Source organism: Sphingomonas insulae (assembly GCF_010450875.1).
GTDB classification, from domain to species: domain Bacteria; phylum Pseudomonadota; class Alphaproteobacteria; order Sphingomonadales; family Sphingomonadaceae; genus Sphingomonas; species Sphingomonas insulae.
This window is the reverse complement of record NZ_CP048422.1, coordinates 2,104,003-2,126,821: the sequence shown is the minus strand read 5'-3', so window position 1 is coordinate 2,126,821 and position 22,819 is coordinate 2,104,003. Positions and strand designations below refer to the sequence as shown.

Sequence of the window (22,819 nt, the reverse complement as noted above, 5' to 3'; positions counted from 1 at the left end):
TCGTGATGCAGCACCCTAGCGCCGGTTTGTTGCTACCCTTTTGCCGCCGATAACCGGCATGCGTCCGGATGTTCCCGAGAAGCCACGGCGTTTCGCCGCCGCCAGCTTCTATACTGGACGGTATAGAAGCAGCGCCGACGTTCGTCAAATCGTTTTGTACCGCTTGGTAACGAAAAGTGCGCGGTGACGCCTACACGGGTGTCAGCGCGCTCTTTGCCGCTGCCGCGCACCGATACCGCGCGACGCTGCGTTCTTCATAGGCGGGCACCAATACCGTCGATACGGTGCGGAAATCCGCCGTCGCCGCCTGCCGGTCCAGCGTCAGCAATATATAGCCCTTGTGGTCCTGATCGCAGAACAGCACCTCGTCGTTCGCCTCCTCGATCAGCTTGCCGATGCCCGGCAGCAACGATCCGTAGGACGGGCTGGTCACCGCCGTCGCGCCGAATTCCACCGCGACGGGGCCCTTCGCGTCGTCGTGCAGCACGTTGGCCCAGGCCGCGTGGCTGTCGCCGGACAGGACGATCGGCTTCGATCCCGCACGGCGGAACGCCTGGTACAACCGCTCGCGCGCCGGCGGATAGCCGTCCCAGCTGTCGAAATTGAACGGCAGGCCGGCGCGATACGACGCGATCGACGCGGCCAGCCGGTCCCGCCACATCGCCGGCAGCTTGGCCATCGTGTCGGCGAACCGCACCGGCCCCAGCTGCCGTTCGATATCCGGCCCCGCGACCTTCGCCATCACCACCTGATTGCCGAGCACCTGCCACGGCTTGTCCGCCTTCACCGACGCGGCGAGCACCCGCTCCAGCCAGGCCTGCTGACCGGCGCCGAGCAGTTCGCGCTTCGGCAGCGCCCGTTCCGCCATCATCGGCGCGTAATCGGCGGGGGCGATCCCCGCTCCTTTCGCGGCGACCTGCCGGGACCGGGCGAGCAGCCGCGTCTCCACCATCGCCAGCGTGGCGAGATCGCCGAACTCGAACGACCGGTTGATGGCTTCCCACGGCTGGCCCGGCAATGGATCGCGGATCGGCATCCATTCGAAATAGGCCTGCATCGCCGCCGCCTTGCGTGCCTTCCAGTCCCCCTCCTTGGCGGGATCGTGGTTCTCGGCGCCGCCGATCCAGTCGTCGTTGGCGACCTCATGGTCGTCCCACACGCAGATGAAGGCGGCGCGGGCATGCGCTGCCTGCATGTTGGCATCGCGCTTCACCTGCGCATGCCGCGCCCGATAGTCGGCAAGCGTCACGATCTCGTGCGCCGGCTCCACGATCCGGCCGATCTTGCGGGCGATGTCCGCGCCATAGCCGTCCGCACCATATTCATAGATGTAATCGCCCAGGTGCAGCACCGCATCCAGCCGCGGCTGCCTGGCGATCGCGTCATAGACATTGAACAACCCGCCACCGTACAATTGGCAGGATACGACCGCGAACGTGACGGTGTCGGTCGCACCCATCGGCAACGTGCGGAAGCGTCCGACCGGGGAACGTGTGCCGTCCTCGCTCTCGAACCAATACCAATAGTCCGTGCCGGCCTTCAGCCTGGTCGCGGTGGCCTTGGCCGTGAAGTCGCGGGCCGCCCGCGCGGTCGCCTTGCCGCTGGCGACCGGCTTGCCGTCCGGCGCGGTCGCGACATGCCAGGTCAGCGCCACGTCGCCCGTCGCGTCCGCCGCGGACGGCGTGGCCCGTGTCCACAACACCGCTCCATCGGCGGCCGGATCGCCGCTCGCCACGCCATGGTCGAACCGGACTGCGGTTGCCGGTCGCGCCGATGCCATGTTCGGCAGCCCCAGCGCTGCACCAGCGCCGAAGAGTCCCAACGTTTCGCGGCGGTTGATCGTCATGCTGCATTCCTTCGAAGGTCGTCGCCGGCGCGTAGGATCGGGCAGTGACGATACGGCGACGCCTGGATGACAGTCCCGCGACGCAATCGTCACGCCCGGGTAACGTCATCGACGCACGTTCGTCATCCACGGCCCCTATCGCCCGGTCCAACGACATCGGGGGACCATCCATGACCTGCTTCTTCACGCGCCTGGCACTCGCCGGGCTCGCCGCCACCTGTTCGACCGCCTCGATGGCGCAGGCGACCGTACAGGCCGATCCGGCGCTCCCCGCCGCCGAAACGGATAACGAGATCATCGTGACGGCGCAAAAGCGCGAACAGCGGATCGAGGATGTCGCGGTGACCGTCACCGCGCTGACCGGCGCGCGCATGGCCCAGATCGGCGTATCGGAACTGGACGAAGTCGCCGCCTTCATCCCCGGGCTGCAGGTGCAGGAACAGAGCGCCAACAACCCCGGCCTCGTCATCCGCGGCATCACATCCGATTCCGGATCCGCGCAGCAGGGCGCGCGCGTCACCCTTTATTATAACGGCGTCGACATCAGCCGCTCGCGCGGGGCGTGGCAGGACCTGTACGACCTCGAACGGATCGAGGTGGTGAAGGGGCCGCAGGCGACGTTGTTCGGCACCGCCGCCGCCGTCGGCGCGATCAGCCTCGTCTCCGCCCGGCCGGTCGCCGGCACGCATGCCGGCCTGGACGCCAGCTACGGCAATTACGACCGTACGCAGGTGTCCGGCTTCATCAACGCCGGCAACGACACGCTCGCCGGCCGCATCGCCTTCGCCTATAAATATCGCGACGGCTATGTCCGCAACATCGCCGGCGATCCCAAGGTGCCCAACCAGAATCAGGGCCAGGTCGATCAGGACGATCTCAACGGTCAGGATCAGCGCGGCATCCGCGGCTCGCTGCGCTGGCGGCCGAACGATGCGATCACCGCCGACCTCGTCCTCACCTACGACGGGCAGCGCAATCCCGGCACCGCGTTCAAGAGCCGCGCCTTCGCGCCGACCGGCGGCCAGACGGGCGATTACGGCTATGCCGAACTGTCCGGCTCGCCCTTCTCGCAGTCCGTTCTCGGCAAGCGCAAGCTGGGCCTCGATCGCAACGTCTACGACGCCAATTTCACGTTGACCGCACAGCTGTCGCCGGGTGTCACCTTCACCACCGTCAACGGCTACCGCCGCTTCGATGCGCTGGAAACGTTCGATGCCGACGGCGGCCCCGCCTGGTATCTGGAATTCGCCGAGGACGCCAAGGGCGACCAGTGGAGCCATGAAAGCCGCTTCGCCTTCGAAGGGCCGAAATATCGCGCCGCCTTCGGCTGGAACGCCTTCTTCGAAAACGGCTATCAGCGCGTGCCCTTCTCCACGGAGGAAGGGACATATCTCGCCTGTTCGGTGACCGGTGCCTATGCCGCGATCCGCCAGAACCTCAACCGCGCCGGCCTGCCGACCGGCCCCGCCTGTGTCGCCGCCAACGGCACGATCCCCGCCACCCGCGCCACCGCGCTGCTCACCGGCGGTCGCGCGACCGTCATCCCCTATGCCGCGGAATTCGCCAATTACGGCAACAACGACACCTATTCGGTATTCGCGGACGCGACCTGGATTCCGACCCCCGCCGTCGAACTGACCGCCGGCGCCCGTATCCTGATCGAGGATCGCCAGTCCGGCTACACCTCGACCCAGCCGGATTCGCAGATCCTCGCCGGCCTCGGCGTCTTCACCAGCCTGCTCGGCACCGCCAATACCAAGGGGGTCCGCTACGAGGCGGAGGAAAGCTTCATGGCCATCCTGCCGCGCTTCAACGCGCTGGTGAAGCTCACCGACGACGTCAACCTGTACGGCACGATCAGCAAGGGTCGCCGCTCGCCCGTGGTGCAGCTCGGTGCCAGCCGCATCGTACCGACCAGCGTCGCCAACGCCGGCTCGATCCCCAACCGCCAGGTCATCCCGGAGGAAAAGGTCTGGAACTACGAAGGCGGCATCAAGGGTCGGGTCGGCCCGTTCAGCGGCGCCGCCTCGGTGTTCTACCAGACGTATGACGGCTTCCAGGTCTCGATCACCGAAAACGGCGTCACCACGACGCGCAGCGCCGGCTCCGCCAACAACCTTGGTGTGGAACTGGAGGGCAACCTGCGCCTCGCCAACGTCCTCTCTCTGTTCGGCACCTTCGCCTATATCGACGGTGGCATCGGCAAGGACGCCAGCAACGGCGTGTTCGCCGGCAACCGTTTCCGCCTCCAGCCCGCCTATACCGCATCCGGCGGCGCCACGCTGCGCCTGCCATTGACCGATCGCGCCACTGTCTATGCGACCCCCACGGTCACCTATCGTTCGAAGGTGTTCTTCGAACTGCCCAACAGCGCCGCGATCTCACAGGGCGGATACACGCTGGTCAACCTGCGCGCCGGGGTGGATTTCGACAATGGCCGCTACACGCTAGGCGGTTTCGCCCGCAACCTGACCAACAAGAGCTATCTGATCGACGCCGGCAACACCGGTGGCGGCTTCGGCGTGCCGACCTACATCGCCGGCGAACCGCGCTTCTACGGCGCGGAGGTCGGCTTCCGCTTCTGACCGCGAACCGCGTCCGGGCGGCCGGTGCCGCCCGGACGCGGGATATCGGCGGACCCCAGCGCGTTGTTGTCGGCGAACACAGGAGGTCATGCATGCCCGACAATGCCGCCGACAGCGCGCCGGTCGATCCCGAACGCGACCGTCAGGACAAGCCGTTCGACCGCAAGGACGGCACCTACGGCCTGGACTATGACAAGGAGAGAGAGGCCGCGTCCGGCGCGCAGCGGCCGAGCGGCACCGTCGGCGCCAGGCCGGGCGATGCGGGTCCGCCCCGCGATCCGGCCATGCCGCCCGAAAACGGCCGCCGCGCCTCGTTCGATCCCGCGACCGGCGCCGTCCACGGCAGCGGCAGCGGTGCGGGCGGCGGCGGCAATCCGGGCGAGGATTTCGAAAGCGACCCCGCCGCCGGCGACGGATATCCGATCACCGGGGGCGAGGGCTTGGCCAAGGGCGGTGACACCGACCTGGGCCCGCCCGATCGCGACGAATGACCTTGGGCGCGTTGCCACCCGCAAGTCGCGACGCGCCCATCATCGCACCCCGGTCCCCAGACAAGGTCGCGATCAGGCGGCAGGCGGCGCCAGCAGTTCGGGCTCGAGCAGGCGGTGCAGGTGCACGACGACGAACTTCATCTCCGCATCGTCGACCGTCCGCTGCGCATTCGCGCGCCACGCCTTTTCGGCGCTGGCATAATCGGCGAAAATCCCCACCACTTCCAGCTTGGAGGGGTCGGCGAATTCGAGGGTCCGGGGGTCGTTGACACGACCGCCGAAGACGAGGTGCAGCTTGCTCATGCGCATGTCCCGGGTGAGAGGTTCAAGTCACCGCACTAGCGTGTTGCGCTGCAATATTGAACCCCAGAAGGCACGGGGCCGTCGTTTGCCGACGACCCCGCATCGCTCCTATGCCTTGTTCGCGGCCCCCTTGGCAGCGGCCGATCCGGCACTGGTCGCCGCCTTGGCGATGCCCTGGAATAGCGACTTCACCTGATCCTTCGCCGCGTCCCTGGACAGGCCGGCATTCTGCAACTCGCTGTTGCCGGCCTCGCGCGCCGCCTGGAACGCACTGCGCGCCCGCGCGCTCAGGCTGCGCCCGACCGGCGCCAGCAACTCCTTTTCCTTCGCCGATCGCGGAATCAGCGCGCCGGCCAACGCGCCGATCGCGATGCCTCCCGCCACGATCGCCAGCGGATTGGTCTCGATCGCATTGGCGGTCGCCCGCGCGGCGTCGGTGGCGGCGTGTTTCGCATCGTCGATGCGATCCTGCGTATGCGCGTTCATCGGAATATCCTTGAAAGAGTTAGTCGTTGGGGCCGAGGCCGCGTTCGTGATTGCGATACCCCGGCTTGTGCTTGGGCTTGCGCCGGAACAGGCTGGCGATGCGATGACGGGCGAGGAACAGGCCGGCGATCGCGGTGGCGCCCGCAACGGCGCCGGGGTTGCGCGCTGCCGTGTCGAGGCTCGCCTGCGCCGCGGCCCCGCCCTTGTCGGCAACGTCGCGCGCCGCCTGCAAGGCCAGCGCCTTCGGATTGAGCTTCACCTGCAGCTTGCCGACCGTCGCCGACAATCGCTCCCGCGCGATGGCTGCCTGCGCCTCCGCCTCGGCCAGCCGGGCGGCCGCATCGAGGCCGCTCATGCCGATGTCCCCGGCGCCAGTCGTCCCTTGCCGACGATCGCCAGCACGGCGGCGATCGCCAGCGTGCCGACCACCACCGCAGCGGTCGCCAGCCAAGGCCCGATCACCGTCGCCAGGCTGAGGATCAACCCGACGAGCAAGGCGATAAGTGCAGCCAACGCGAGCACGCCCGCCACGACGAAGAACACCGCGGCGTTCTTGTATGCACTCGCCCGCTCGCCGATGCGCGCCTTGACCAGCGCGACCTCGGCACTCGCCAATCCGCGCGCGTCCTCGACGAACTGCGAGACGAGGGCGCCGATGCCCTCGTCCTCCGTCACCGGCTCGATCACCGCCATCGACCGGGTCAGGCCTTGTCGCTGTCGATGCCGGACTGGACGAGGCGGGCGATCGCAAAGCCCAGCGCCGCGGCTACCCCGACTGCCACGCCCGGACTCTTGCGCACGAACTCGCGCGCTTCGTCCAGCAGCTGGTCGACGTCCTTGTCCTTGATCTGCTCGGAGAAGCTCGACACGGCGCCTGCCGCCGAGCGCGCATATTCGCCATATTGCGCGCCGAGCTTCTCATCGACCTGCCCGGCCGCATCGTTGATCATCTGCGACAGCTGATCGAGCCCGCCGACCGCACGGTCCTTGCCGGTGTCGGCCAGCGTACGGATCTTGTCGGTCGCCTGGCTGCCGTATTTGGACGAATAATCCTTCACGGTCTGCTTCGCCTGCTCGGTCCTGCTGCCGCTATCGTCGGGCTCGAAATCGACGCCGGAATTTTTCAGCGGCGCCGCCGGCGTGAAATCGGTTGAGGCTGGCGGCGACGTGATGTCGCCTTCGGTGATCGGTTTCAGGTCGTTATCGGCCATGACGCGCCCTTTTCGGTTGTTCGACACCATCAACCCCGGTCCACCAAGCGCGGTTCCCTGAGGGTTCAGGAGATTGCCGCACTGCGTCGGGCAAGGTACAGGCGCCCTCACAGCCCCAAGACCTAGGAGCATCGTTACGTGACCGCAATCATCGACATCCATGGCCGCCAGATCCTCGACAGCCGGGGCAATCCCACCGTGGAAGTCGACGTGTTGCTGGAAGACGGCAGCTTCGGCCGCGCCGCGGTGCCATCGGGCGCCTCGACCGGCGCACACGAGGCGGTCGAAAAGCGTGACGGCGACAAGACGCGCTGGGGCGGCAAGGGCGTCGACGACGCGATCGAGGCGGTGAACGGCGAACTCGTCGAAGCACTGATCGGCCTCGATGCCGAAGATCAGGCGGACCTCGACCGCACGATGATCGACCTCGACGGGACCGAGAACAAGGGCCGGCTGGGCGCCAACGCGATCCTCGGCGTCAGCCTCGCCGCCGCCAAGGCCGCGGCCGAAGCGCGCGGCATGCCGCTCTACAAATATGTCGGCGGCGTCGCGGCCCATGTTCTGCCGGTGCCGATGATGAACATCATCAACGGCGGCGAACATGCCGACAACCCGATCGATTTCCAGGAATTCATGATCGTCCCCGTCGGCGCCGACAATATCATCGAGGCGGTCCGCTGCGGGTCGGAGATTTTCCACACGCTCAAGAAGGCGTTGCATGACAAGGGGCTGGCGACCGGCGTCGGCGACGAGGGCGGCTTTGCCCCCAACATCGCCTCGACCGAGGAGGCGCTCGGCTTCATCATGCAGAGCATCGAACGGGCGGGCTATACTCCCGGCGACGACGTCATGCTCGCGCTCGATTGCGCCGCGACCGAATTCTACAAGGACGGCCGCTACGATATCTCGGGCGAAGGCAAGATCCTCGAAAGCGGCGCGATGGCCGAATATCTTGCCGACCTGACCCGCCGCTATCCGATCTTCTCGATCGAGGACGGCATGAGCGAGGACGATTGGGAAGGCTGGAAGGCGCTGACCGATCTGATCGGCGACAAGGTCCAGCTGGTCGGCGACGACCTGTTCGTCACCAATCCCAAGCGGTTGAAGCGCGGCATCGACGGTGGTTACGCCAATTCGCTGCTGGTGAAGGTCAACCAGATCGGCACCCTGACCGAGACGCTGGAGGCGGTGAACATGGCGCACCGCGCGCGCTACACCGCAGTGATGAGCCACCGTTCGGGCGAGACCGAGGATGCAACGATCGCCGACCTGGCGGTCGCGACCAACTGCGGCCAGATCAAGACCGGCAGCCTCGCCCGGTCGGACCGGCTTGCCAAGTACAACCAGCTGATCCGGATCGAGGAAGAGCTGGGCGATGCGGCACGTTATGCCGGCCGCGACGTTCTGAAGGCTTGATCGCGGCGACGTCGCAAGCGAGGATGCGGACCATGGCAAGGGCAACGAAGACGTCGGCGTTTCGCAGAACGATGCGCCGCGCCGCGCTGCCCGCGCTTGGCCTCACCATCATGGCGTTCTTCGGCGCCTATGCGGTGCTCGGCCCCAACGGCATCCTCGCCTATGGCGACTATAAGAAGCAGCTGGCGCGGCGCGAAAAGCAATTTACCGTGCTGGACCAGAAGCGCGCGGTGCTGAAGAACCGCGTCGCGCTGCTCGACCCGGATCACGCCAATCCTGACATAGTCGATGAAATGGTGCGCAAGGAATTGAACGTCGCCCACCCGGACGAGGTCATCGTCCCGCTGAAGTGATCGAGGCGGAAGCGTTGGGGCGAGGTGATGGCCAGATGCGCCTGTACCGCCTGTTGGCCCGAGGGCTTCCGAGGCTGACGGACATCGGTCGCCCGATCGCTGAATTTTGCGGTGACGAGGGTTGCTACCCGCCCGTCGTCGCGAGCAGGCCCCGTCAGGGCAAACACCCCCTCGTCAATGCGACCGTAGCCTCGTCATTGCGAGCGTAGCGAAGCAATCCAGGGCGTCCTGGTCCAACCCTGGATTGCTTCGCTGCGCTCGCAATGACGGGGGAGGGCAGCCTCACGCCACCGTCCCATCGCCAGACCTACCGACTAAAAAACGAAACCCCCCGAAGCCACGAAACGCGGCTCAGATGAACTCGATCTTCGACACCACGTAATAGCGGTCGCCCGCCGGCACCGACACCTCGACCTCTTCATCGACCTTGCGCCCGATCAACGCCCGGCCCAGCGGCGAATTGTAGGAAATGCGGCCGGTCTTCGCATCCGCCTCGGTCTGGCCGACGATCTGATACTTCACCGGCTTGTCGTCGTCGTCGAGCAGCGTCACCGTCGCGCCGAATACCACCTTGTCGCCCGACAGGTCGCGCGGGTCGATGATCTGCGCGCGGGACAATTTGTCCTCGATGTCGCTGATCGTCGCCTCGTTCTGGCCCTGTTGTTCCTTTGCCGCATGATATTCGGCGTTTTCCGACAGGTCGCCATGCGCACGGGCTTCCTCGATCGCATCGACGATCAGGGGACGTTCCGCTTTCAGACGCTTCAGGTCCGCGGTGAGCTTTTCGTAGCCCTCCTGGAGCATCGGCATCTTTTCGACGGTCGCCATATCTACGTCCCCAATTCACTCTTTCCCCGCGCGAACCCGCTGGGCTCGCCCGCACACATTTCATTATGTCGGGATCAGTTGTGCGACTGCGAATAGTAGGATTGCAACGGCCTGACTTCAAGATGCGTCACCCCGATTGCCGCCGCCGCCTGCACGCTGGCGGGCGCGGTGGTGAAATACGGGATCTTCTGCGCCAGCGCCGCCTGACGGATCGGCTTCGAATCCTTCAGGCTCTGCCATCCCTCGGTGGTGTTGAAGATCAACGTCACCTCGCCGTCCATGATCCGATCGAGGATGTGCGGCCGCCCCTGCGCCACCTTGTTGACCTTCTCGACCGCCAGTCCCGCGGTTTCGAGGAAATCGGCGGTGCCGCCGGTCGCCAGCACCTTGAAGCCGTGCGACAGCAGCGACTTCACCGCCGGCACGATATGCGGCTTGTCGCCGTCCTTGACGCTGACGAACGCGGTGCCGCCGGTCGGCAGCACGGTTCCGGCCCCCAGCTGCGACTTGGCGAAGGCGGTGGTGAAATCGGGATCGATTCCCATCACTTCGCCGGTGCTCTTCATTTCGGGCGACAGCACCGGATCGATGCCGGGGAAGCGGTTGAACGGGAACACCGCCTCCTTCACCGCATAATAGGCGATGTGCCGATCGATCGTCGGCAGGTCGCGCAGCATCTCGCCCGCCATCACGCGGCTGGCGATCTTGGCGATCGGCACGCCGATCGCCTTGGCGACGAACGGCACGGTCCGCGACGCGCGCGGATTGACCTCGATCAGATAGACTTCGCCGTCCTTGACCGCGAACTGGATGTTCATCAGCCCCTTGACCGACAGCGCATGCGCCAGCGCGATCGTCTGCCGCTCGATCTCGGCGATCGTCTCGGGGGTCAGCGAATAGGGCGGGATCGAACAGGCGCTGTCGCCAGAATGGACGCCGGCCTCCTCGATATGCTGCAACAGTCCTGCGACCACGACCTCCTCGCCGTCGCAGATCGCATCGACGTCGACCTCGATCGCATCGCGCAGATACTGGTCGATCAGCACCGGGCTGTCGCCCGACACCTGCACCGCGGTCTGGATATAATCGTCGAGCTGCTGGAGCGAATCGACGATCTCCATCGCCCGCCCGCCCAGCACATAGCTCGGCCGCATCAGCACCGGATAACCGATCCGCTCCGCCGCCGCGACCGCCTCGTCGCGGCTGCGGGCAAGGCCGTTGGCCGGCTGCTTCAGCCGCAGCTTGTTGACCAGCGCCGCGAACCGCTCGCGATCCTCCGCCAGATCGATCGCATCGGGCGACGTGCCGAGGATCGGGATACCCGCCTTCTCCAGCGCCCGCGCGAGGTTCAGCGGCGTCTGCCCGCCGAACTGCACGATCACGCCGACCAGCTCGCCCTTCGACTGTTCGACGTGCAGGATCTCCAGCACGTCCTCGGCCGTCAGCGGCTCGAAATACAATCGGTCCGACGTGTCGTAATCAGTGCTGACCGTCTCCGGATTGCAGTTGACCATGATCGTCTCATAGCCCGCATCCGCCAGCGCGAAGCAGGCGTGGCAGCAGCAATAATCGAACTCGATCCCCTGCCCGATCCGGTTCGGGCCACCACCCAGGATCACCACCTTGCGGCGGTCGGACGGCATGCTCTCGTCCTCGGGTACGCCGAACGACGGCGCCTCGTAGGTCGAATACATGTACGGTGTCTTCGCGTCGAACTCCGCGGCGCAGGTGTCGATGCGCTTGAACACCGGCCGCACGTTCAACCGGTGGCGCAATGCGCGCACCTCTTCCTCGGTGACGCCGCCGGTCATCGCGACGACCGCATCGTGGATCAGGCCCGATCCGCGCGCGATACCGCGCTCCATGCCGCGCAGGTTCGCCGACTTCAGCGCCAGATAGGCGAGCCGCTTGTCGCTGAAGCCCATCGACTTCAGCCGGCGCAGGCCCGCCGCCTCGATCGGCAGTCCGTTGGTGCAGACCTCCGCCTCGGCCGCGACGATCTCCTCCAGCCGCTCGACGAACCACGGATCGAACTTCGCGATGGCGTGGATCTCGGCGACGGTGAAGCCCTCGCGCAGCGCCTGCGCCGCGACCAGCAGCCGGTCGGGGGTCGCCACCGCCAGCGCCGCCTCGATCTCCGCACGCGGTGCGCCGACCAGCCGCTCGACCGCGTTGAAGCCCGACAGGCCCGTCTCCAGCCCGCGCAACGCCTTCTGCATGCTCTCGTGGATATTGCGCCCGATCGCCATCACTTCGCCGACGCTCTTCATCGCCGTGCCCAGCACCGCCTCGGCGCCCTTGAACTTCTCGAACGCGAAGCGCGGGATCTTGGTGACGACATAGTCGATCGTCGGCTCGAACGACGCCGGCGTCGCGCCGGTGATGTCGTTGGTGATCTCGTCCAGCGTATAGCCGACCGCCAGCTTGGCGGCGACCTTGGCGATCGGGAATCCCGTCGCCTTCGACGCCAGCGCCGACGATCGCGACACCCGCGGGTTCATCTCGATGACGACGAGGCGGCCGTCCTTCGGATTGACCGCGAACTGCACGTTCGAACCGCCTGTTTCGACACCGATTTCCCGGAGTACCGCGATCGATGCGTTGCGCATGATCTGATATTCCTTGTCGGTCAGCGTCAGCGCCGGCGCGACGGTGATCGAATCGCCGGTGTGGACGCCCATCGGATCGACGTTCTCGATCGAACAGATGATGATGCAATTGTCCTTGCGGTCGCGCACCACCTCCATCTCATACTCCTTCCACCCCAGGAGCGATTCCTCGATCAGCACCTCGGTGGTCGGCGACGCGTCCAGGCCCTTCCTGACCATGTCGACGAATTCGGAGCGGTTGTAGACGATGCCGCCGCCCGACCCGCCCATCGTGAAGCTTGGGCGGATGATCGCGGGCAGGCCGGTGATCTCCAGCCCCGCCATCGCCTCCTCGATCGTATGCGCGATCGCGGACCGGGCGCTTTCCAGCCCGATCTTCGTCATCGCATCCTTGAACTTCAGCCGGTCCTCGGCCTTGTCGATCGCCTCGGCATCCGCGCCGATCATCGTGACGCCGAACTTCTCGAGCGTACCGTCATGGAACAGCGCGAGCGCGGTGTTGAGCGCGGTCTGCCCGCCCATCGTCGGCAGGACCGCGTCGGGGCGCTCCTTCTCGATGATCTTGGCGACCACGGCAGGCGTGATCGGCTCGACATAGGTCGCGTCGGCCAGCTCGGGATCGGTCATGATCGTGGCGGGGTTCGAATTGACGAGGACGATGCGATAGCCCTCTTCCTTCAATGCCTTGATCGCCTGCGTGCCCGAATAATCGAACTCGCACGCCTGCCCGATGACGATCGGCCCCGCGCCGATCACGAGAATGGAGGAGATGTCGGTACGTTTTGGCATTACTTGTCTTTCGGAGCTTGCTCGTTACCGACGAGGCCTATGTTCGTCATATCGACCACTGCGCTGATCTTCCCCAGCACACATTCGATCTTGGTCAGATCTGAGTCAGGATTGGCCTTGAAGACGACTTCACGGCCTCGCAACTCAACCCAATTTCGAGGCGCGTGACACGCATCAGCCATCGCGTTCAGACGCGTCTGGCTTATCCGACGGCGTGTTGGGGAGCGAGGTTGAGACGCAGCCTGCACCGCAAGGGCGAGCAACGCACTCATGATGCCTTCCGATCGAGCGACCCGACAAACCGCTCGAACAGATACAGGCTATCCTGCGGCCCGGGACTCGCCTCCGGGTGATATTGCACGCTGAACGCCGGCCGATCCGTCAACTCCAGCCCCGCATTCGACCCGTCGAACAGCGACACATGCGTCTCGCGCACGTTGGCAGGCAGGCTGTCCCGCTCCACCGCAAAGCCGTGGTTCATGCTGGTGATCTCGACCGCGCCGTCGCTCAGCCGCTTGACCGGATGGTTGGCGCCGCGATGGCCCTGGAACATCTTGGTCGTCGTCGCGCCAACCGCCAGCCCCAGCAACTGATGGCCGAGGCAGATGCCGAACAGCGGCTTGCCGGTGTCGAGCAACCGCCGGATCACCGGTACCGCATAGTCCCCCGTCGCCGCGGGATCGCCGGGGCCGTTGGACAGGAAGATGCCATCGGGCGACAGCGCCATCACCTGCTCGAACGTCGCCTCCGCGGGCAGCACCGTCACCTTCGCGCCCGCATGAACGAGGTTGCGGAAGATGTTGTGCTTGCTGCCATAATCGATCGCGACGACATGCGGGCGCCCGTCCCCGTCGCCGCCGCCATAGCCGAACCCCAGCCGCCACGGCCCGCCCTCGCGGCCCTCGCCCCAGGCGTAATGCGTCTCGGTCGACACGCTCCGGGCAAGGTCCATGCCCTCCAGCCCCGGCCAGCCCTGCGCCATGGCGAGCAGCGCGTCGAGGTCGAACACCCCGTCCGCCGCATGCGCGACGACGCCGTTGGGCGCGCCGCCGCTGCGGATGCGCCGCGTCAACGCGCGCGTGTCGATCCCCGACAGGCCGATGCGGGCATGCCGCTGCATCCACCCGTCCAGCCGCTCGACCGCGCGGAAGTTGGACGGCGCGGTCACGTCCTCGCGCACGATCATGCCCAGCGCATGCGGCGCATCCGCCTCGATATCGTCGGGGTTGGCGCCGACGTTGCCGATGTGGGGGAAGGTGAAGGTGATGATCTGCCCCGCGAACGACGGGTCGGTCATGATCTCCTGATACCCGGTCATCGCGGTGTGGAAACACACCTCGCCCACCGCAGCGCCTTCTGCGCCGAAACCGCGGCCCCAGGCCACGTCGCCGTTGGCGAGGACCAGGACACCCGTCGCGCCGTCGGGCTGAGCCGAAGCGTTTAGGGCAGGCATGGCAATGGGCTTGGCGTCGGCCATGGCTTGGCGGGCACTCCTCAAGGTTTCGTCTATGTCGCTAAGTGGCGCCCGCTAGACCCCTGCCCCCGTGAGGTCAACCGGTTCACGGGAAGCCGTTCGTCCGCTAGGCTGACCCGCTTCACCCGCAGGTACGAGAGTTTCCCCATGATTCGCGACGACATCAAGGCCGCCCAGGTCACCGCCATGAAGGCCGGCGACAAGGAATCGCGCAACGCGATCAGCCTGATCCAGGCCGCGATCAAGAACCGCGACATCGAATTGCGCACCGGCGGGGCGACCCCCGACGACGATGCGATCGTGGTCGAGGTGTTGCAGAAGATGGTCAAGCAGCGCCGCGAATCGATCGCCATGTACGAAACGGGCGGCCGCCAGGAACTCGCCGACGCCGAAAAGGCGGAGGTCGCGGTGATCGAACGCTTCCTCCCCGCGCAGATGAGCGAGGCGGACACCACCGCCGCGATTCTCGCGATCAAGGCCGAACTCGGCGCCACCGGCATGAAGGACATGGGCCGCGTCATGGCCGAACTGAAGGCGCGCCACGCCGCCAGCCTCGACATGAGCAAGGCGAGCGGCCTCGTGAAGGCGGCGCTGTCCTGATCCCCGCCGTGAATCCTTGCCGGGGGTCGGCCCTGCACCGATCCCCCGCCCGCTTCGATGCCGGAACATAGGGCTGTCCTACACGGAACAAACCGTGCATGTCGGGCCGCCCGGCTGTTTCTCATCGTCGATCCCGCCTCTTCCCTTGGCCGGGCAGGTCGCATGCCGGAAAGGCGTTGCGGACGCGACGTAGTGTCAACTTCGGCAACTTCCGCGCGCCCCCGCCCCCAGATTTGCCGCGCGGTGCGGCATCGTTCATGGTAGAATCGCCCGCATGAGCCTGTCCCCCCAGTTCCTCGACGAGTTGCGCGCCCGCACCTCGCTGTCGGCACTGATCGGCAAGACGACCAAGCTGCAAAAGGCCGGCCGCGAAATGCGCGGCTGCTGCCCGTTCCACAACGAAAAGACCCCGAGTTTCTACGTCAACGACGACAAGGGGTTCTATCACTGCTTCGGCTGCTCCGCGCATGGCGATGCGATCAAGTGGATGACCGATCAGCGCGGCCTGCCCTTCATCGATGCGGTGAAGGAACTCGCGCAATCCGCCGGCATGGAAATGCCCGCACAGGATCGCGCGTCCGCCGCCCGGGCCGAACGCGCAAAGGGTCTGCACGATGCGATGGCGGATGCTGCGACCTGGTTCACCGAACAGCTGAACGGCATCGCCGGCAGCGAGGCGCGCACCGTGCTGGCACGGCGCGGCATCTCGGCGGACACCGCCCGCACCTTCGGCATGGGCTTTTCCCCCGACAGCCGCGGCAAGTTGAAGACCGCGCTCAGGGAATACGGCGACCCTGCGCTGGTGGAATGCGGCCTGCTGATCCAGGTCGAGGGGAAGGACCCCTACGACCGTTTCCGCGGCCGGTTGATGATCCCGATCCGCGATGCGCGCGGCCGGACGATCGCGTTCGGCGGCCGGGTCATCGGCGAGGGCGAGCCGAAATATCTGAATTCCCCCGACACGCCGCTCTTCGACAAGGGCCGCACGCTCTACAATCTCGACCGCGCCGCCCCCGCCGCCCGCAAATCGGCGCGCGTGCTGGTGGTCGAGGGGTATATGGATGTCATCGCGCTGGCGCAGGCCGGCATCCACGAAGCCGTCGCCCCGCTCGGCACCGCGCTGACCGAGGCGCAGCTGGAACGATTGTGGCGGATGGTCGACGTGCCGATCCTCTGCTTTGACGGCGACAATGCCGGTCAGAAGGCCGCATTGCGTGCGGCGGCGCGCGCGATGCCGCTGCTCGGCAACGGCCGCAGCCTGTCGTTCGTCACCTTGCCGCAGGGGCAGGACCCGGACGATCTGGTCAAGGCCGGCGGCGCGCAGGCGATGGAGGCCCTGCTCCAGCAGCCGCAGCCCTTGGTCGACAGGCTGTGGCAGAGCGAGGTCGCCGCCGGACCGCTGGATACGCCCGAACAGCGCGCCGGCCTGAAGCAGCGGCTTGCCGAACTCGCCGCGACGATCGCCGATGCTTCGGTCCGCCGCGAGTATGAGAATGATTTCAAGAATCGCTTCTACGAACATTTCGCGCCGAAACGCCGCGTGTTCACCCCCAATGCGCCCCGCCCGCAGGGCAAGCGCGGCAGCGATGGCCAGTGGAAACAGCCGATCGCGCCGCCGACGGAGGATGTGAAGGCCTTTCACGCCGCCGGGATCGACCGCGTGCTCGCCAAGGCTATCCTGGCCGGACTGATCCGCCACCCGATCGAAATCGCGCGCCATATGGAGGTGCTGGGCAGCCTGAAGCTGGTCGGAGGGCCCCTTGGTCGCCTGTTCGAAGCGGTGGTCGATGTCGCGCTGGAGGATCAGGCGCTTGATAGCGTCCGCCTGCGCACCATATTGGCACGTAGCGGTTTCGATTCAGTCGCGAGCGATTTGCTGAGAGCCGATACGATGCCCTATTCGTTTACGCAGAACGGCGGTGATCCGGACCGCGCCCGAGCCGACCTCGACGAGGCGATCGCCATCATGGTGGCACGGCCCGAGGTCGATCTGGCGTTGGGAGAGGCGACTGCCTCTATGCAGGCGCACTTCACCGACGAGGCGTTCGAACGGCAAGTGGCATTGGTGAAAGAGAAACAGGCGTTGGAGCTTCGGCTTGCAAATTTGGTGCAGTCGAACGAAGACGCCCGAGCGTTGGGATCCGAGGGCAATTGATGGCGAAAGTTAACGGTAACGGTGGCGATGAGGGTGGTGACGTGACCGACGCACCGCTGATCGACCTCAATGATGCCGATATCAAGAAGCTGGTCGCCCGTGCCAAGAAGCGCGGGTACATCACCTACGACCAGCTGAACGAGGCGCTGCCGCAGGACCAGATGTCGTCCGACCAGCTCGAGGACATCATGTCCGCGCTCAACGAGATGGGCGTGAACATCGTCGAGAACGAGGAAGCCGGCGAGGACGGCGACGAGAAGGAAGCGCAGGAAGACGACGAGGCGGAGACGCCCGAAGTCGATGGCGACGGCACCGCCGCGCCCGCGCTGGAGACGAAGAAGAAGGAAACCGTCGATCGTACCGACGATCCGGTTCGCATGTACCTGCGCGAGATGGGCGCGGTCGAACTGCTGAGCCGCGAGGGCGAGATCGCCATCGCCAAGCGGATCGAGGCGGGTCGCGACACCATGATCCTCGGCCTGTGCGAATCGCCGATCACCTTCAACGCGATCATCGATTGGTCGACCCAGCTCAACGAAGGCACGATGCAGCTGCGCGAGATCCTCGATCTCGACGCGATGCTGTCCAAGGGACCGTCGGCCGAACAGGTCGAGGGTGCCGAGGATGACGATTCGGCGGAGATCAGCGAAAAGACCGCCGGCGCCAGCTTCAAGGACGAACCCGAGCCCGAGGAAGCGTCGGCCGACGAGGACGAGGAATCAGGCGAGCCGCGTGCGCCGCGTCCTTCGGACGACGAGGACGAGGACAACACGCTCAGCCTCGCGCAGATGGAGGAAACGCTCAAGCCTCAGGCGCTGGAACGCTTCGCCAACATCACCGCGCTCTACAAGAAGTTCAGCAAGATCCAGCAGGCGCGTCTTGATGCGATGACCGCCGGCGGCGAACTGACGTCGGGCGACGAGCGCAAATATCACAAGCTGCGCGAGGACCTGACCGCCGAGGTCGAGAGCGTCCAGTTCCACAACGCCAAGATCGAATATCTGGTCGACCAGCTCTATGCCTACAACCGTCGCCTGACCGCGCTGGGCGGGCAGATGCTGCGGCTTGCCGAGCGTCACAAGGTCAGCCGCAAGGACTTCCTCGACCGCTATGTCGGCCACGAGCTTGACGATACGTGGCTGCAGTCGATCGGCAAGCTCGACAAGAAGTGGACGGCGTTCGCCAGCAACGAGGGTGATGCGGTCGATCGCATCCGCGGCGAGATCAACGAAATTTCGCAGCAGACCGGCATGGCGCTCCCGGAATTCCGCCGGATCGTCAACATGGTGCAGAAGGCGGAGCGCGAGGCGCGGATCGCCAAGAAGGAAATGGTCGAGGCTAACCTGCGCCTCGTGATCTCGATCGCCAAGAAATATACCAACCGCGGGCTGCAGTTCCTGGATCTGATCCAGGAGGGCAACATTGGCCTGATGAAGGCTGTCGACAAGTTCGAGTATCGGCGCGGCTACAAGTTCAGCACCTATGCGACGTGGTGGATCCGTCAGGCGATCACCCGCTCGATCGCGGACCAAGCGCGGACGATCCGCATTCCGGTCCATATGATCGAGACTATCAACAAGCTGGTCCGCACCAGCCGCCAGTTCCTCCACGAGCAGGGCCGCGAGCCGACGCCGGAGGAGATGGCGGAACGGCTGAGCATGCCGCTCGAAAAGGTTCGCAAGGTGATGAAGATCGCCAAGGAGCCGATCAGTCTCGAAACGCCGATCGGCGACGAGGAAGATTCGCACCTCGGCGATTTCATCGAGGACAAGAACGCCGTCATCCCGGTCGATGCGGCGATTCAGGCGAATCTCAAGGAAACCGTCACGCGTGTGCTGGCGTCGCTGACGCCGCGCGAGGAACGCGTGCTGCGCATGCGCTTCGGCATCGGCATGAACACCGACCACACGCTCGAAGAGGTCGGCCAGCAGTTCAGCGTGACCCGCGAGCGCATCCGCCAGATCGAGGCGAAGGCGCTCCGCAAGCTCAAGCACCCGAGCCGCAGCCGCAAGATGCGCTCGTTCCTCGATCAGTAAGGCCTAGGGGGCGGGAGCATGGCTCTCGCCCCCTCTTATTATCGTTTTCTAGCAATCACATAGCGGGCGACAAGCGGCCTAGTCGGGGATCTGCCCGAACGGCAGCAGCCGGGCCGCCAGCGTCCGCGTCGCCGCGGCGTTGCCCGCCTGGATCGATCCCAGCACCATCGCCGCCGCCTTGCGCATCGACCGGTCGAACAGCGTCGGCGTCGCGGCGCGGGCGGCCTGTTCGGCCAGCGCCCTGCCCTTCGGATCGCTGGCGTCCTGCTCCAGCCGCAGCAGCGCCGATACGCCGGGATAGATCGCCCGGTCGCCACCGGTCGCCACGGCGCGATCCAGCGCGGCGAGCCCGGCGCTCTTCTGCGCGCCCAGCGCCGCCCGGCCGATCATCCCGCCCAGCTTGAACACCGCGCCCATATGCCATGCACCAAGGCCCAGCTGCGGCTCCGGATCGCGCGGCGTGCGGGCGGCCAGCGCCTCGAACATCTTCCGCGCCGCGATGGCATCGGCCCGGCTGCCATTCATCTTGGCGCGATAGCTGCGCGCCGTCGCCTGCATCAACAACGCTTCGCGATCGTCCGGTGCCCGCGACAGCACCGCCGCGGACAGCCGCTCCGCCTCACCGATGCTCTGCAACGCCGCCTGCTTGCTCCGTGCACCGAATGACGCCTGGGTCAGGACATCGCGGGCGCTTTCCGCCGCTGCCGGAACAGCGGCCACGCCAACCGTGATCGCAACCATCATCGTCGCCAGCCTGAGATTCAACACTGCGGTATCAATCCTTTGCTCAGTCAGGATGACAGCACATCGCCCGCGCCTCTGCAACGATCCTGCAATCTCGCCCGATTCGCAAACCTGCGGCGGCACCACCGGAACTCCCGCCCGATGACATCGATCGACCAGCATCGGATCGAACGCACGGCATGCCGCCGACGCCGATTGATGGAGACTATCTCCACCGATCTGCATGACGCCGAACAAAACCCCACGAGATACAGAGTGCATCCCCGCAGTCGCCTTGAACCTCGATGGGCGCGCGCTTGCGATGTCGATCCAAGCGGCTCTATTAGATGTTCGGCACCCTGATGCCGACATCCTGCATTTTGCTTTGCGTCTTAAGATTCCGGCCACGACGCCACGATCGCCTGCAAAGGTATCGGCGCCCTTTACCGATCCCGGACCTTCCTCCTAACATCAGGACCGAGCGGCAGCACGGTAAGCAGTTTGTCGCTGCGGCCGCCATCGGCACCGGTGGGAATCGGAGCTGGAGGGGGTCCGACAGTCCACGAAAAAAGGGCGCGGAGGTCAGCCTCCACGCCCTTCCTCATATTCAGATCCGGTCGGATTACTCCGCGGCAACGGTACCCTTGGCCGGACGCGTGTCGCGGCGCTCGGCGATACGCGCCGACTTACCGGTGCGGCCGCGCAGATAATACAGCTTGGCGCGACGGACGGCACCCTTGCGCACGACCTCGATCGAATCGATGTTCGGCGAATAGAGCGGGAAGACGCGCTCGACGCCCTCACCGAAGCTGATCTTGCGCACGGTGAACGACGAACCCATGCCCTTGTTCGAACGCGCGATGCATACGCCTTCGTAGTTCTGGACGCGGGTACGCTCGCCTTCGACGACCTTCACGCCGACCTTCAGCGTGTCGCCGGGACGGAATTCGGGGATCGCGCGCTTGGCGGTCAGCTTTTCGATCTGCTCGGCTTCGAGCTGCTGGATGATGTTCATGACTTCGAGTCCTTCGTTCGCCGCGCGCCAGAGGGAGGTTGGACCCGAGCGCCCTCATGGCGCTCCCACAGGTCCGGCCTCCGTAGCCGTGTATCGGTCTCGGCCTGTTGCTTTCGCCAGGCCGCGATCCTCGCATGATCCCCCGATCGCAGCACTTCGGGGATCGTGCGCCCTTCCCATTCAAATGGTCGGGTATATTGCGGATATTCGAGCAGCCCCGTTTCGAAGCTCTCGTCCACACCGCTTGAAGCCGCGCCCATTACGCCGGGGAGCAGCCGAATGCAAGCGTCGAGGAGGACCAGTGCCGCCATCTCGCCGCCGGACAGGATATAGTCGCCGATCGATATCTCTTCGATAGCGCGCCCTTCGAAGATACGTTCGTCGAACCCCTCGAACCGGCCGCACAGGATGATTACGCCGGGGCCGGCAGCGATCTCGCGGACGCGCGCCTGGGAAAGCGGCCTGCCGCGCGGGGTCATGGCGACAACGGGGCGACCGTCGGCAACGCTGTCGATCGCCGCTGACAGCACGTCGGCGCGCAAGACCATACCGGCGCCGCCGCCCGCGGGCGTGTCGTCGACCGACCGGTGCTTATCCAGCGCGAAATCGCGTATCTGGACGGGGTCGCAAGACCATCCACCCTCGCGCAACGCCCTTCCCGCCAGCGACACGCCAAGCGGACCAGGAAACATCTCCGGGTAGAGCGTAAGGAGGGTCGCGGCAAAGGACATGGGCAATTCTCGATAGGCAATCCGACCGGTGTCGATAGTGCCAGAATGTGGGTTCGTCACGAGCGACGGAATTGCCTGAGTTGAACACGTTGCCGCGATGGTCGTTAAGCCACGGCATGCCGCTGTGAGGATGGAATGCATTGCTGCGTGAAGGGGCGTAAAGTCTGATGGACGATTGCATCATCGTCGGCGCGGGTCCGGCGGGGCTGACGGCGGCGATTTATCTGGCGCGGTTTCATCTTTCCATCCGGCTGTTCGACAGCGGATCGAGCCGCGCCGCCATGATCCCGTGTACGCGCAACCACGCCGGTTACCCCGAAGGGATCAGGGGAACGGACCTTCTGGCATTGATGGGGAAGCAGGCGGCCAAATACGGCGCCCATCGCGAGCAGACGAAGGTCACGGCGATCGTGCCGGAAGGGGATACGTTCCGCATCACGACCGACAGCGGCGCGTTCGAGGCGCGTACGGTGCTGCTGGCTACGGGCGTGGTCAATCATCGGCCGCATATCCTGCCGGACGTACACGACCCCGCACTGGAGCGTGGCCTGATCCGCTATTGCCCGATCTGCGATGGCTATGAGGTGACGGACAAGCGGGTCGCGGTGATCGGCACCGGCGATCATGGGACACGCGAGGCGCTGTTTCTGCGTGGCTATACCAGGGACGTTACTCTGATCTCACCCGAGGCGGAGCATCTGCTGAATGACGCCTGTGCCGGCAAGCTCGACGAGGCGGGGATCGTGCGGGTGCAGGGGCCGTGCGGCGGCTGGGCGATCGAGGGCGAGCAGTTGGCGCTGGATACGGCGCGGGGGCGGATGTGGTTCGACAGCGTCTATCCGGCACTCGGGTCGCGGATACGGTCGCATCTGGCGATCGCGGCGGGAGCGCGGGCAAACGACGAGGGGTGCCTGGAGGTAGACGACCACCAGCGCACCAGCGTGCCGGGGCTGTTCGCGGCGGGAGACGTGGTCAAGGGGCTCGACCAGATCAGCCATGCGATGGGCGAAGCGGGAGTCGCCGCAACGACGATCCGGAACCTGTTGAGCGAGCGTCAGCCGATCAGGCGGTGAGAGCGGGTCATCAGGTGAACATGAACAACATGAACAACATGGGCACCCGTGGAGAAACGATTCAGTCCCACCGTTTCGAATAAGGTGATGGTAGG

Annotated in this window: 21 protein-coding genes; 8 read left to right on the top strand and 13 right to left on the bottom strand. The window is 65.8% G+C overall.

What is annotated here, in order from left to right:
- Window positions 1-190 precede the first annotated feature (190 nt).
- On the bottom strand, window positions 191-1,846 hold the full coding sequence (locus GTH33_RS11830; protein WP_163958571.1) for an alkaline phosphatase D family protein: 1,656 nt from the start codon (window positions 1,844-1,846) through the stop codon (window positions 191-193).
- A gap of 170 nt (window positions 1,847-2,016) precedes the next feature.
- On the opposite strand from GTH33_RS11830, the gene GTH33_RS11825 reads away from it, so the two are divergent.
- Window positions 2,017-4,431: a TonB-dependent receptor gene (locus GTH33_RS11825; RefSeq protein ID WP_163958570.1), complete on the top strand. Its 2,415-nt coding sequence runs from the start codon at window positions 2,017-2,019 to the stop codon at window positions 4,429-4,431.
- A 92-nt stretch (window positions 4,432-4,523) separates the two neighbouring features.
- Window positions 4,524-4,922, top strand: coding sequence for a hypothetical protein (locus tag GTH33_RS11820; protein WP_163958569.1), 399 nt, complete (start codon window positions 4,524-4,526; stop codon window positions 4,920-4,922).
- 72 nt (window positions 4,923-4,994) lie between these two features.
- Here GTH33_RS11820 and GTH33_RS11815 read toward each other — a convergent pair whose 3' ends face one another.
- From GTH33_RS11815 to GTH33_RS11795, 5 genes are all read right to left on the bottom strand, one after another.
- The gene (locus tag GTH33_RS11815) at window positions 4,995-5,225 is read right to left on the bottom strand and encodes a DUF4170 domain-containing protein (RefSeq protein ID WP_163958568.1); all 231 of its coding nucleotides are present in this window, start codon (window positions 5,223-5,225) and stop codon (window positions 4,995-4,997) included.
- A gap of 108 nt (window positions 5,226-5,333) precedes the next feature.
- Window positions 5,334-5,711, bottom strand: a complete 378-nt coding sequence (locus tag GTH33_RS11810) for a hypothetical protein (protein ID WP_243848313.1) — start codon at window positions 5,709-5,711, stop codon at window positions 5,334-5,336.
- Window positions 5,712-5,730: 19 nt separating this feature from the next.
- Entirely contained in the window at window positions 5,731-6,066 is a 336-nt protein-coding gene (locus GTH33_RS11805; protein ID WP_163958567.1) for a DUF3618 domain-containing protein, read from the bottom strand.
- Window positions 6,063-6,404 (bottom strand): phage holin family protein, encoded by a 342-nt coding sequence (locus tag GTH33_RS11800; protein WP_163958566.1) that lies wholly within the window; start codon window positions 6,402-6,404, stop codon window positions 6,063-6,065. Before GTH33_RS11800 ends, GTH33_RS11805 begins: the two co-directional genes overlap by 4 nt.
- Window positions 6,405-6,412: 8 nt before the next feature.
- Complete coding sequence (locus GTH33_RS11795) at window positions 6,413-6,922, bottom strand: hypothetical protein (RefSeq protein WP_163958565.1); 510 nt, start codon at window positions 6,920-6,922, stop codon at window positions 6,413-6,415.
- A gap of 138 nt (window positions 6,923-7,060) precedes the next feature.
- On the opposite strand from GTH33_RS11795, the gene eno reads away from it, so the two are divergent.
- Both eno and GTH33_RS11785 read left to right on the top strand, forming a co-directional pair.
- Window positions 7,061-8,338: a phosphopyruvate hydratase gene (eno, locus tag GTH33_RS11790; RefSeq protein ID WP_163958564.1), complete on the top strand. Its 1,278-nt coding sequence runs from the start codon at window positions 7,061-7,063 to the stop codon at window positions 8,336-8,338.
- 32 nt (window positions 8,339-8,370) lie between these two features.
- A complete protein-coding gene (locus tag GTH33_RS11785; RefSeq protein ID WP_243848312.1) occupies window positions 8,371-8,691 on the top strand; it encodes an FtsB family cell division protein in 321 nt (106 codons plus the stop codon).
- A 351-nt stretch (window positions 8,692-9,042) separates the two neighbouring features.
- Here GTH33_RS11785 and greA read toward each other — a convergent pair whose 3' ends face one another.
- The 4 genes from greA to carA form a co-directional block, all read right to left on the bottom strand.
- Window positions 9,043-9,519, bottom strand: a complete 477-nt coding sequence (gene greA, locus GTH33_RS11780) for a transcription elongation factor GreA (protein WP_163958562.1) — start codon at window positions 9,517-9,519, stop codon at window positions 9,043-9,045.
- A gap of 74 nt (window positions 9,520-9,593) precedes the next feature.
- The gene (carB, locus tag GTH33_RS11775) at window positions 9,594-12,917 is read right to left on the bottom strand and encodes a carbamoyl-phosphate synthase large subunit (RefSeq protein WP_163958561.1); all 3,324 of its coding nucleotides are present in this window, start codon (window positions 12,915-12,917) and stop codon (window positions 9,594-9,596) included.
- Window positions 12,917-13,189: a hypothetical protein gene (locus tag GTH33_RS11770; RefSeq protein WP_163958560.1), complete on the bottom strand. Its 273-nt coding sequence runs from the start codon at window positions 13,187-13,189 to the stop codon at window positions 12,917-12,919. The genes carB and GTH33_RS11770 overlap by 1 nt, the downstream gene beginning before the upstream one ends.
- Window positions 13,186-14,394: a glutamine-hydrolyzing carbamoyl-phosphate synthase small subunit gene (carA, locus tag GTH33_RS11765; protein WP_163958559.1), complete on the bottom strand. Its 1,209-nt coding sequence runs from the start codon at window positions 14,392-14,394 to the stop codon at window positions 13,186-13,188. Before carA ends, GTH33_RS11770 begins: the two co-directional genes overlap by 4 nt.
- Before the next feature lie 144 nt (window positions 14,395-14,538).
- On the opposite strand from carA, the gene GTH33_RS11760 reads away from it, so the two are divergent.
- From GTH33_RS11760 to rpoD, 3 genes are all read left to right on the top strand, one after another.
- Window positions 14,539-14,991, top strand: coding sequence for a GatB/YqeY domain-containing protein (locus tag GTH33_RS11760; protein ID WP_163958558.1), 453 nt, complete (start codon window positions 14,539-14,541; stop codon window positions 14,989-14,991).
- A gap of 274 nt (window positions 14,992-15,265) precedes the next feature.
- Window positions 15,266-17,146: a DNA primase gene (dnaG, locus tag GTH33_RS11755; protein ID WP_163958557.1), complete on the top strand. Its 1,881-nt coding sequence runs from the start codon at window positions 15,266-15,268 to the stop codon at window positions 17,144-17,146.
- Window positions 17,146-19,182, top strand: coding sequence for an RNA polymerase sigma factor RpoD (gene rpoD, locus GTH33_RS11750; protein ID WP_163958556.1), 2,037 nt, complete (start codon window positions 17,146-17,148; stop codon window positions 19,180-19,182). Before dnaG ends, rpoD begins: the two co-directional genes overlap by 1 nt.
- A gap of 78 nt (window positions 19,183-19,260) precedes the next feature.
- On the opposite strand, the gene GTH33_RS11745 is transcribed toward rpoD, so the two are convergent.
- From GTH33_RS11745 to trmD, 3 genes are all read right to left on the bottom strand, one after another.
- Entirely contained in the window at window positions 19,261-19,902 is a 642-nt protein-coding gene (locus tag GTH33_RS11745; protein WP_249054871.1) for a hypothetical protein, read from the bottom strand.
- Between the two features lie 625 nt (window positions 19,903-20,527).
- Window positions 20,528-20,920, bottom strand: a complete 393-nt coding sequence (gene rplS, locus GTH33_RS11740; protein ID WP_163958555.1) for a 50S ribosomal protein L19 — start codon at window positions 20,918-20,920, stop codon at window positions 20,528-20,530.
- On the bottom strand, window positions 20,917-21,651 hold the full coding sequence (gene trmD / locus GTH33_RS11735) for a tRNA (guanosine(37)-N1)-methyltransferase TrmD (protein WP_163958554.1): 735 nt from the start codon (window positions 21,649-21,651) through the stop codon (window positions 20,917-20,919). The genes rplS and trmD overlap by 4 nt, the downstream gene beginning before the upstream one ends.
- Before the next feature lie 167 nt (window positions 21,652-21,818).
- Here trmD and GTH33_RS11730 point away from each other — a divergent pair, with 167 nt between their 5' ends.
- Window positions 21,819-22,724, top strand: a complete 906-nt coding sequence (locus GTH33_RS11730; RefSeq protein WP_163958553.1) for an NAD(P)/FAD-dependent oxidoreductase — start codon at window positions 21,819-21,821, stop codon at window positions 22,722-22,724.
- Window positions 22,725-22,819: the final 95 nt, after the last annotated feature.

Coding starts and splice junctions, on each gene's coding strand:
- GTH33_RS11830 (WP_163958571.1), bottom strand. CDS start 1,846: ATGACGATCAACCGCCGCGAAACGTTGGGACTCTTCGGCGCTGGTGCA.
- GTH33_RS11825 (WP_163958570.1), top strand. CDS start 2,017: ATGACCTGCTTCTTCACGCGCCTGGCACTCGCCGGGCTCGCCGCCACC.
- GTH33_RS11820 (WP_163958569.1), top strand. CDS start 4,524: ATGCCCGACAATGCCGCCGACAGCGCGCCGGTCGATCCCGAACGCGAC.
- GTH33_RS11815 (WP_163958568.1), bottom strand. CDS start 5,225: ATGAGCAAGCTGCACCTCGTCTTCGGCGGTCGTGTCAACGACCCCCGG.
- GTH33_RS11810 (WP_243848313.1), bottom strand. CDS start 5,711: ATGAACGCGCATACGCAGGATCGCATCGACGATGCGAAACACGCCGCC.
- GTH33_RS11805 (WP_163958567.1), bottom strand. CDS start 6,066: ATGAGCGGCCTCGATGCGGCCGCCCGGCTGGCCGAGGCGGAGGCGCAG.
- GTH33_RS11800 (WP_163958566.1), bottom strand. CDS start 6,404: ATGGCGGTGATCGAGCCGGTGACGGAGGACGAGGGCATCGGCGCCCTC.
- GTH33_RS11795 (WP_163958565.1), bottom strand. CDS start 6,922: ATGGCCGATAACGACCTGAAACCGATCACCGAAGGCGACATCACGTCG.
- GTH33_RS11785 (WP_243848312.1), top strand. CDS start 8,371: ATGGCAAGGGCAACGAAGACGTCGGCGTTTCGCAGAACGATGCGCCGC.
- greA (WP_163958562.1), bottom strand. CDS start 9,519: ATGGCGACCGTCGAAAAGATGCCGATGCTCCAGGAGGGCTACGAAAAG.
- carB (WP_163958561.1), bottom strand. CDS start 12,917: ATGCCAAAACGTACCGACATCTCCTCCATTCTCGTGATCGGCGCGGGG.
- GTH33_RS11770 (WP_163958560.1), bottom strand. CDS start 13,189: ATGAGTGCGTTGCTCGCCCTTGCGGTGCAGGCTGCGTCTCAACCTCGC.
- carA (WP_163958559.1), bottom strand. CDS start 14,394: ATGGCCGACGCCAAGCCCATTGCCATGCCTGCCCTAAACGCTTCGGCT.
- GTH33_RS11760 (WP_163958558.1), top strand. CDS start 14,539: ATGATTCGCGACGACATCAAGGCCGCCCAGGTCACCGCCATGAAGGCC.
- dnaG (WP_163958557.1), top strand. CDS start 15,266: ATGAGCCTGTCCCCCCAGTTCCTCGACGAGTTGCGCGCCCGCACCTCG.
- rpoD (WP_163958556.1), top strand. CDS start 17,146: ATGGCGAAAGTTAACGGTAACGGTGGCGATGAGGGTGGTGACGTGACC.
- rplS (WP_163958555.1), bottom strand. CDS start 20,920: ATGAACATCATCCAGCAGCTCGAAGCCGAGCAGATCGAAAAGCTGACC.
- trmD (WP_163958554.1), bottom strand. CDS start 21,651: ATGTCCTTTGCCGCGACCCTCCTTACGCTCTACCCGGAGATGTTTCCT.
- GTH33_RS11730 (WP_163958553.1), top strand. CDS start 21,819: ATGGACGATTGCATCATCGTCGGCGCGGGTCCGGCGGGGCTGACGGCG.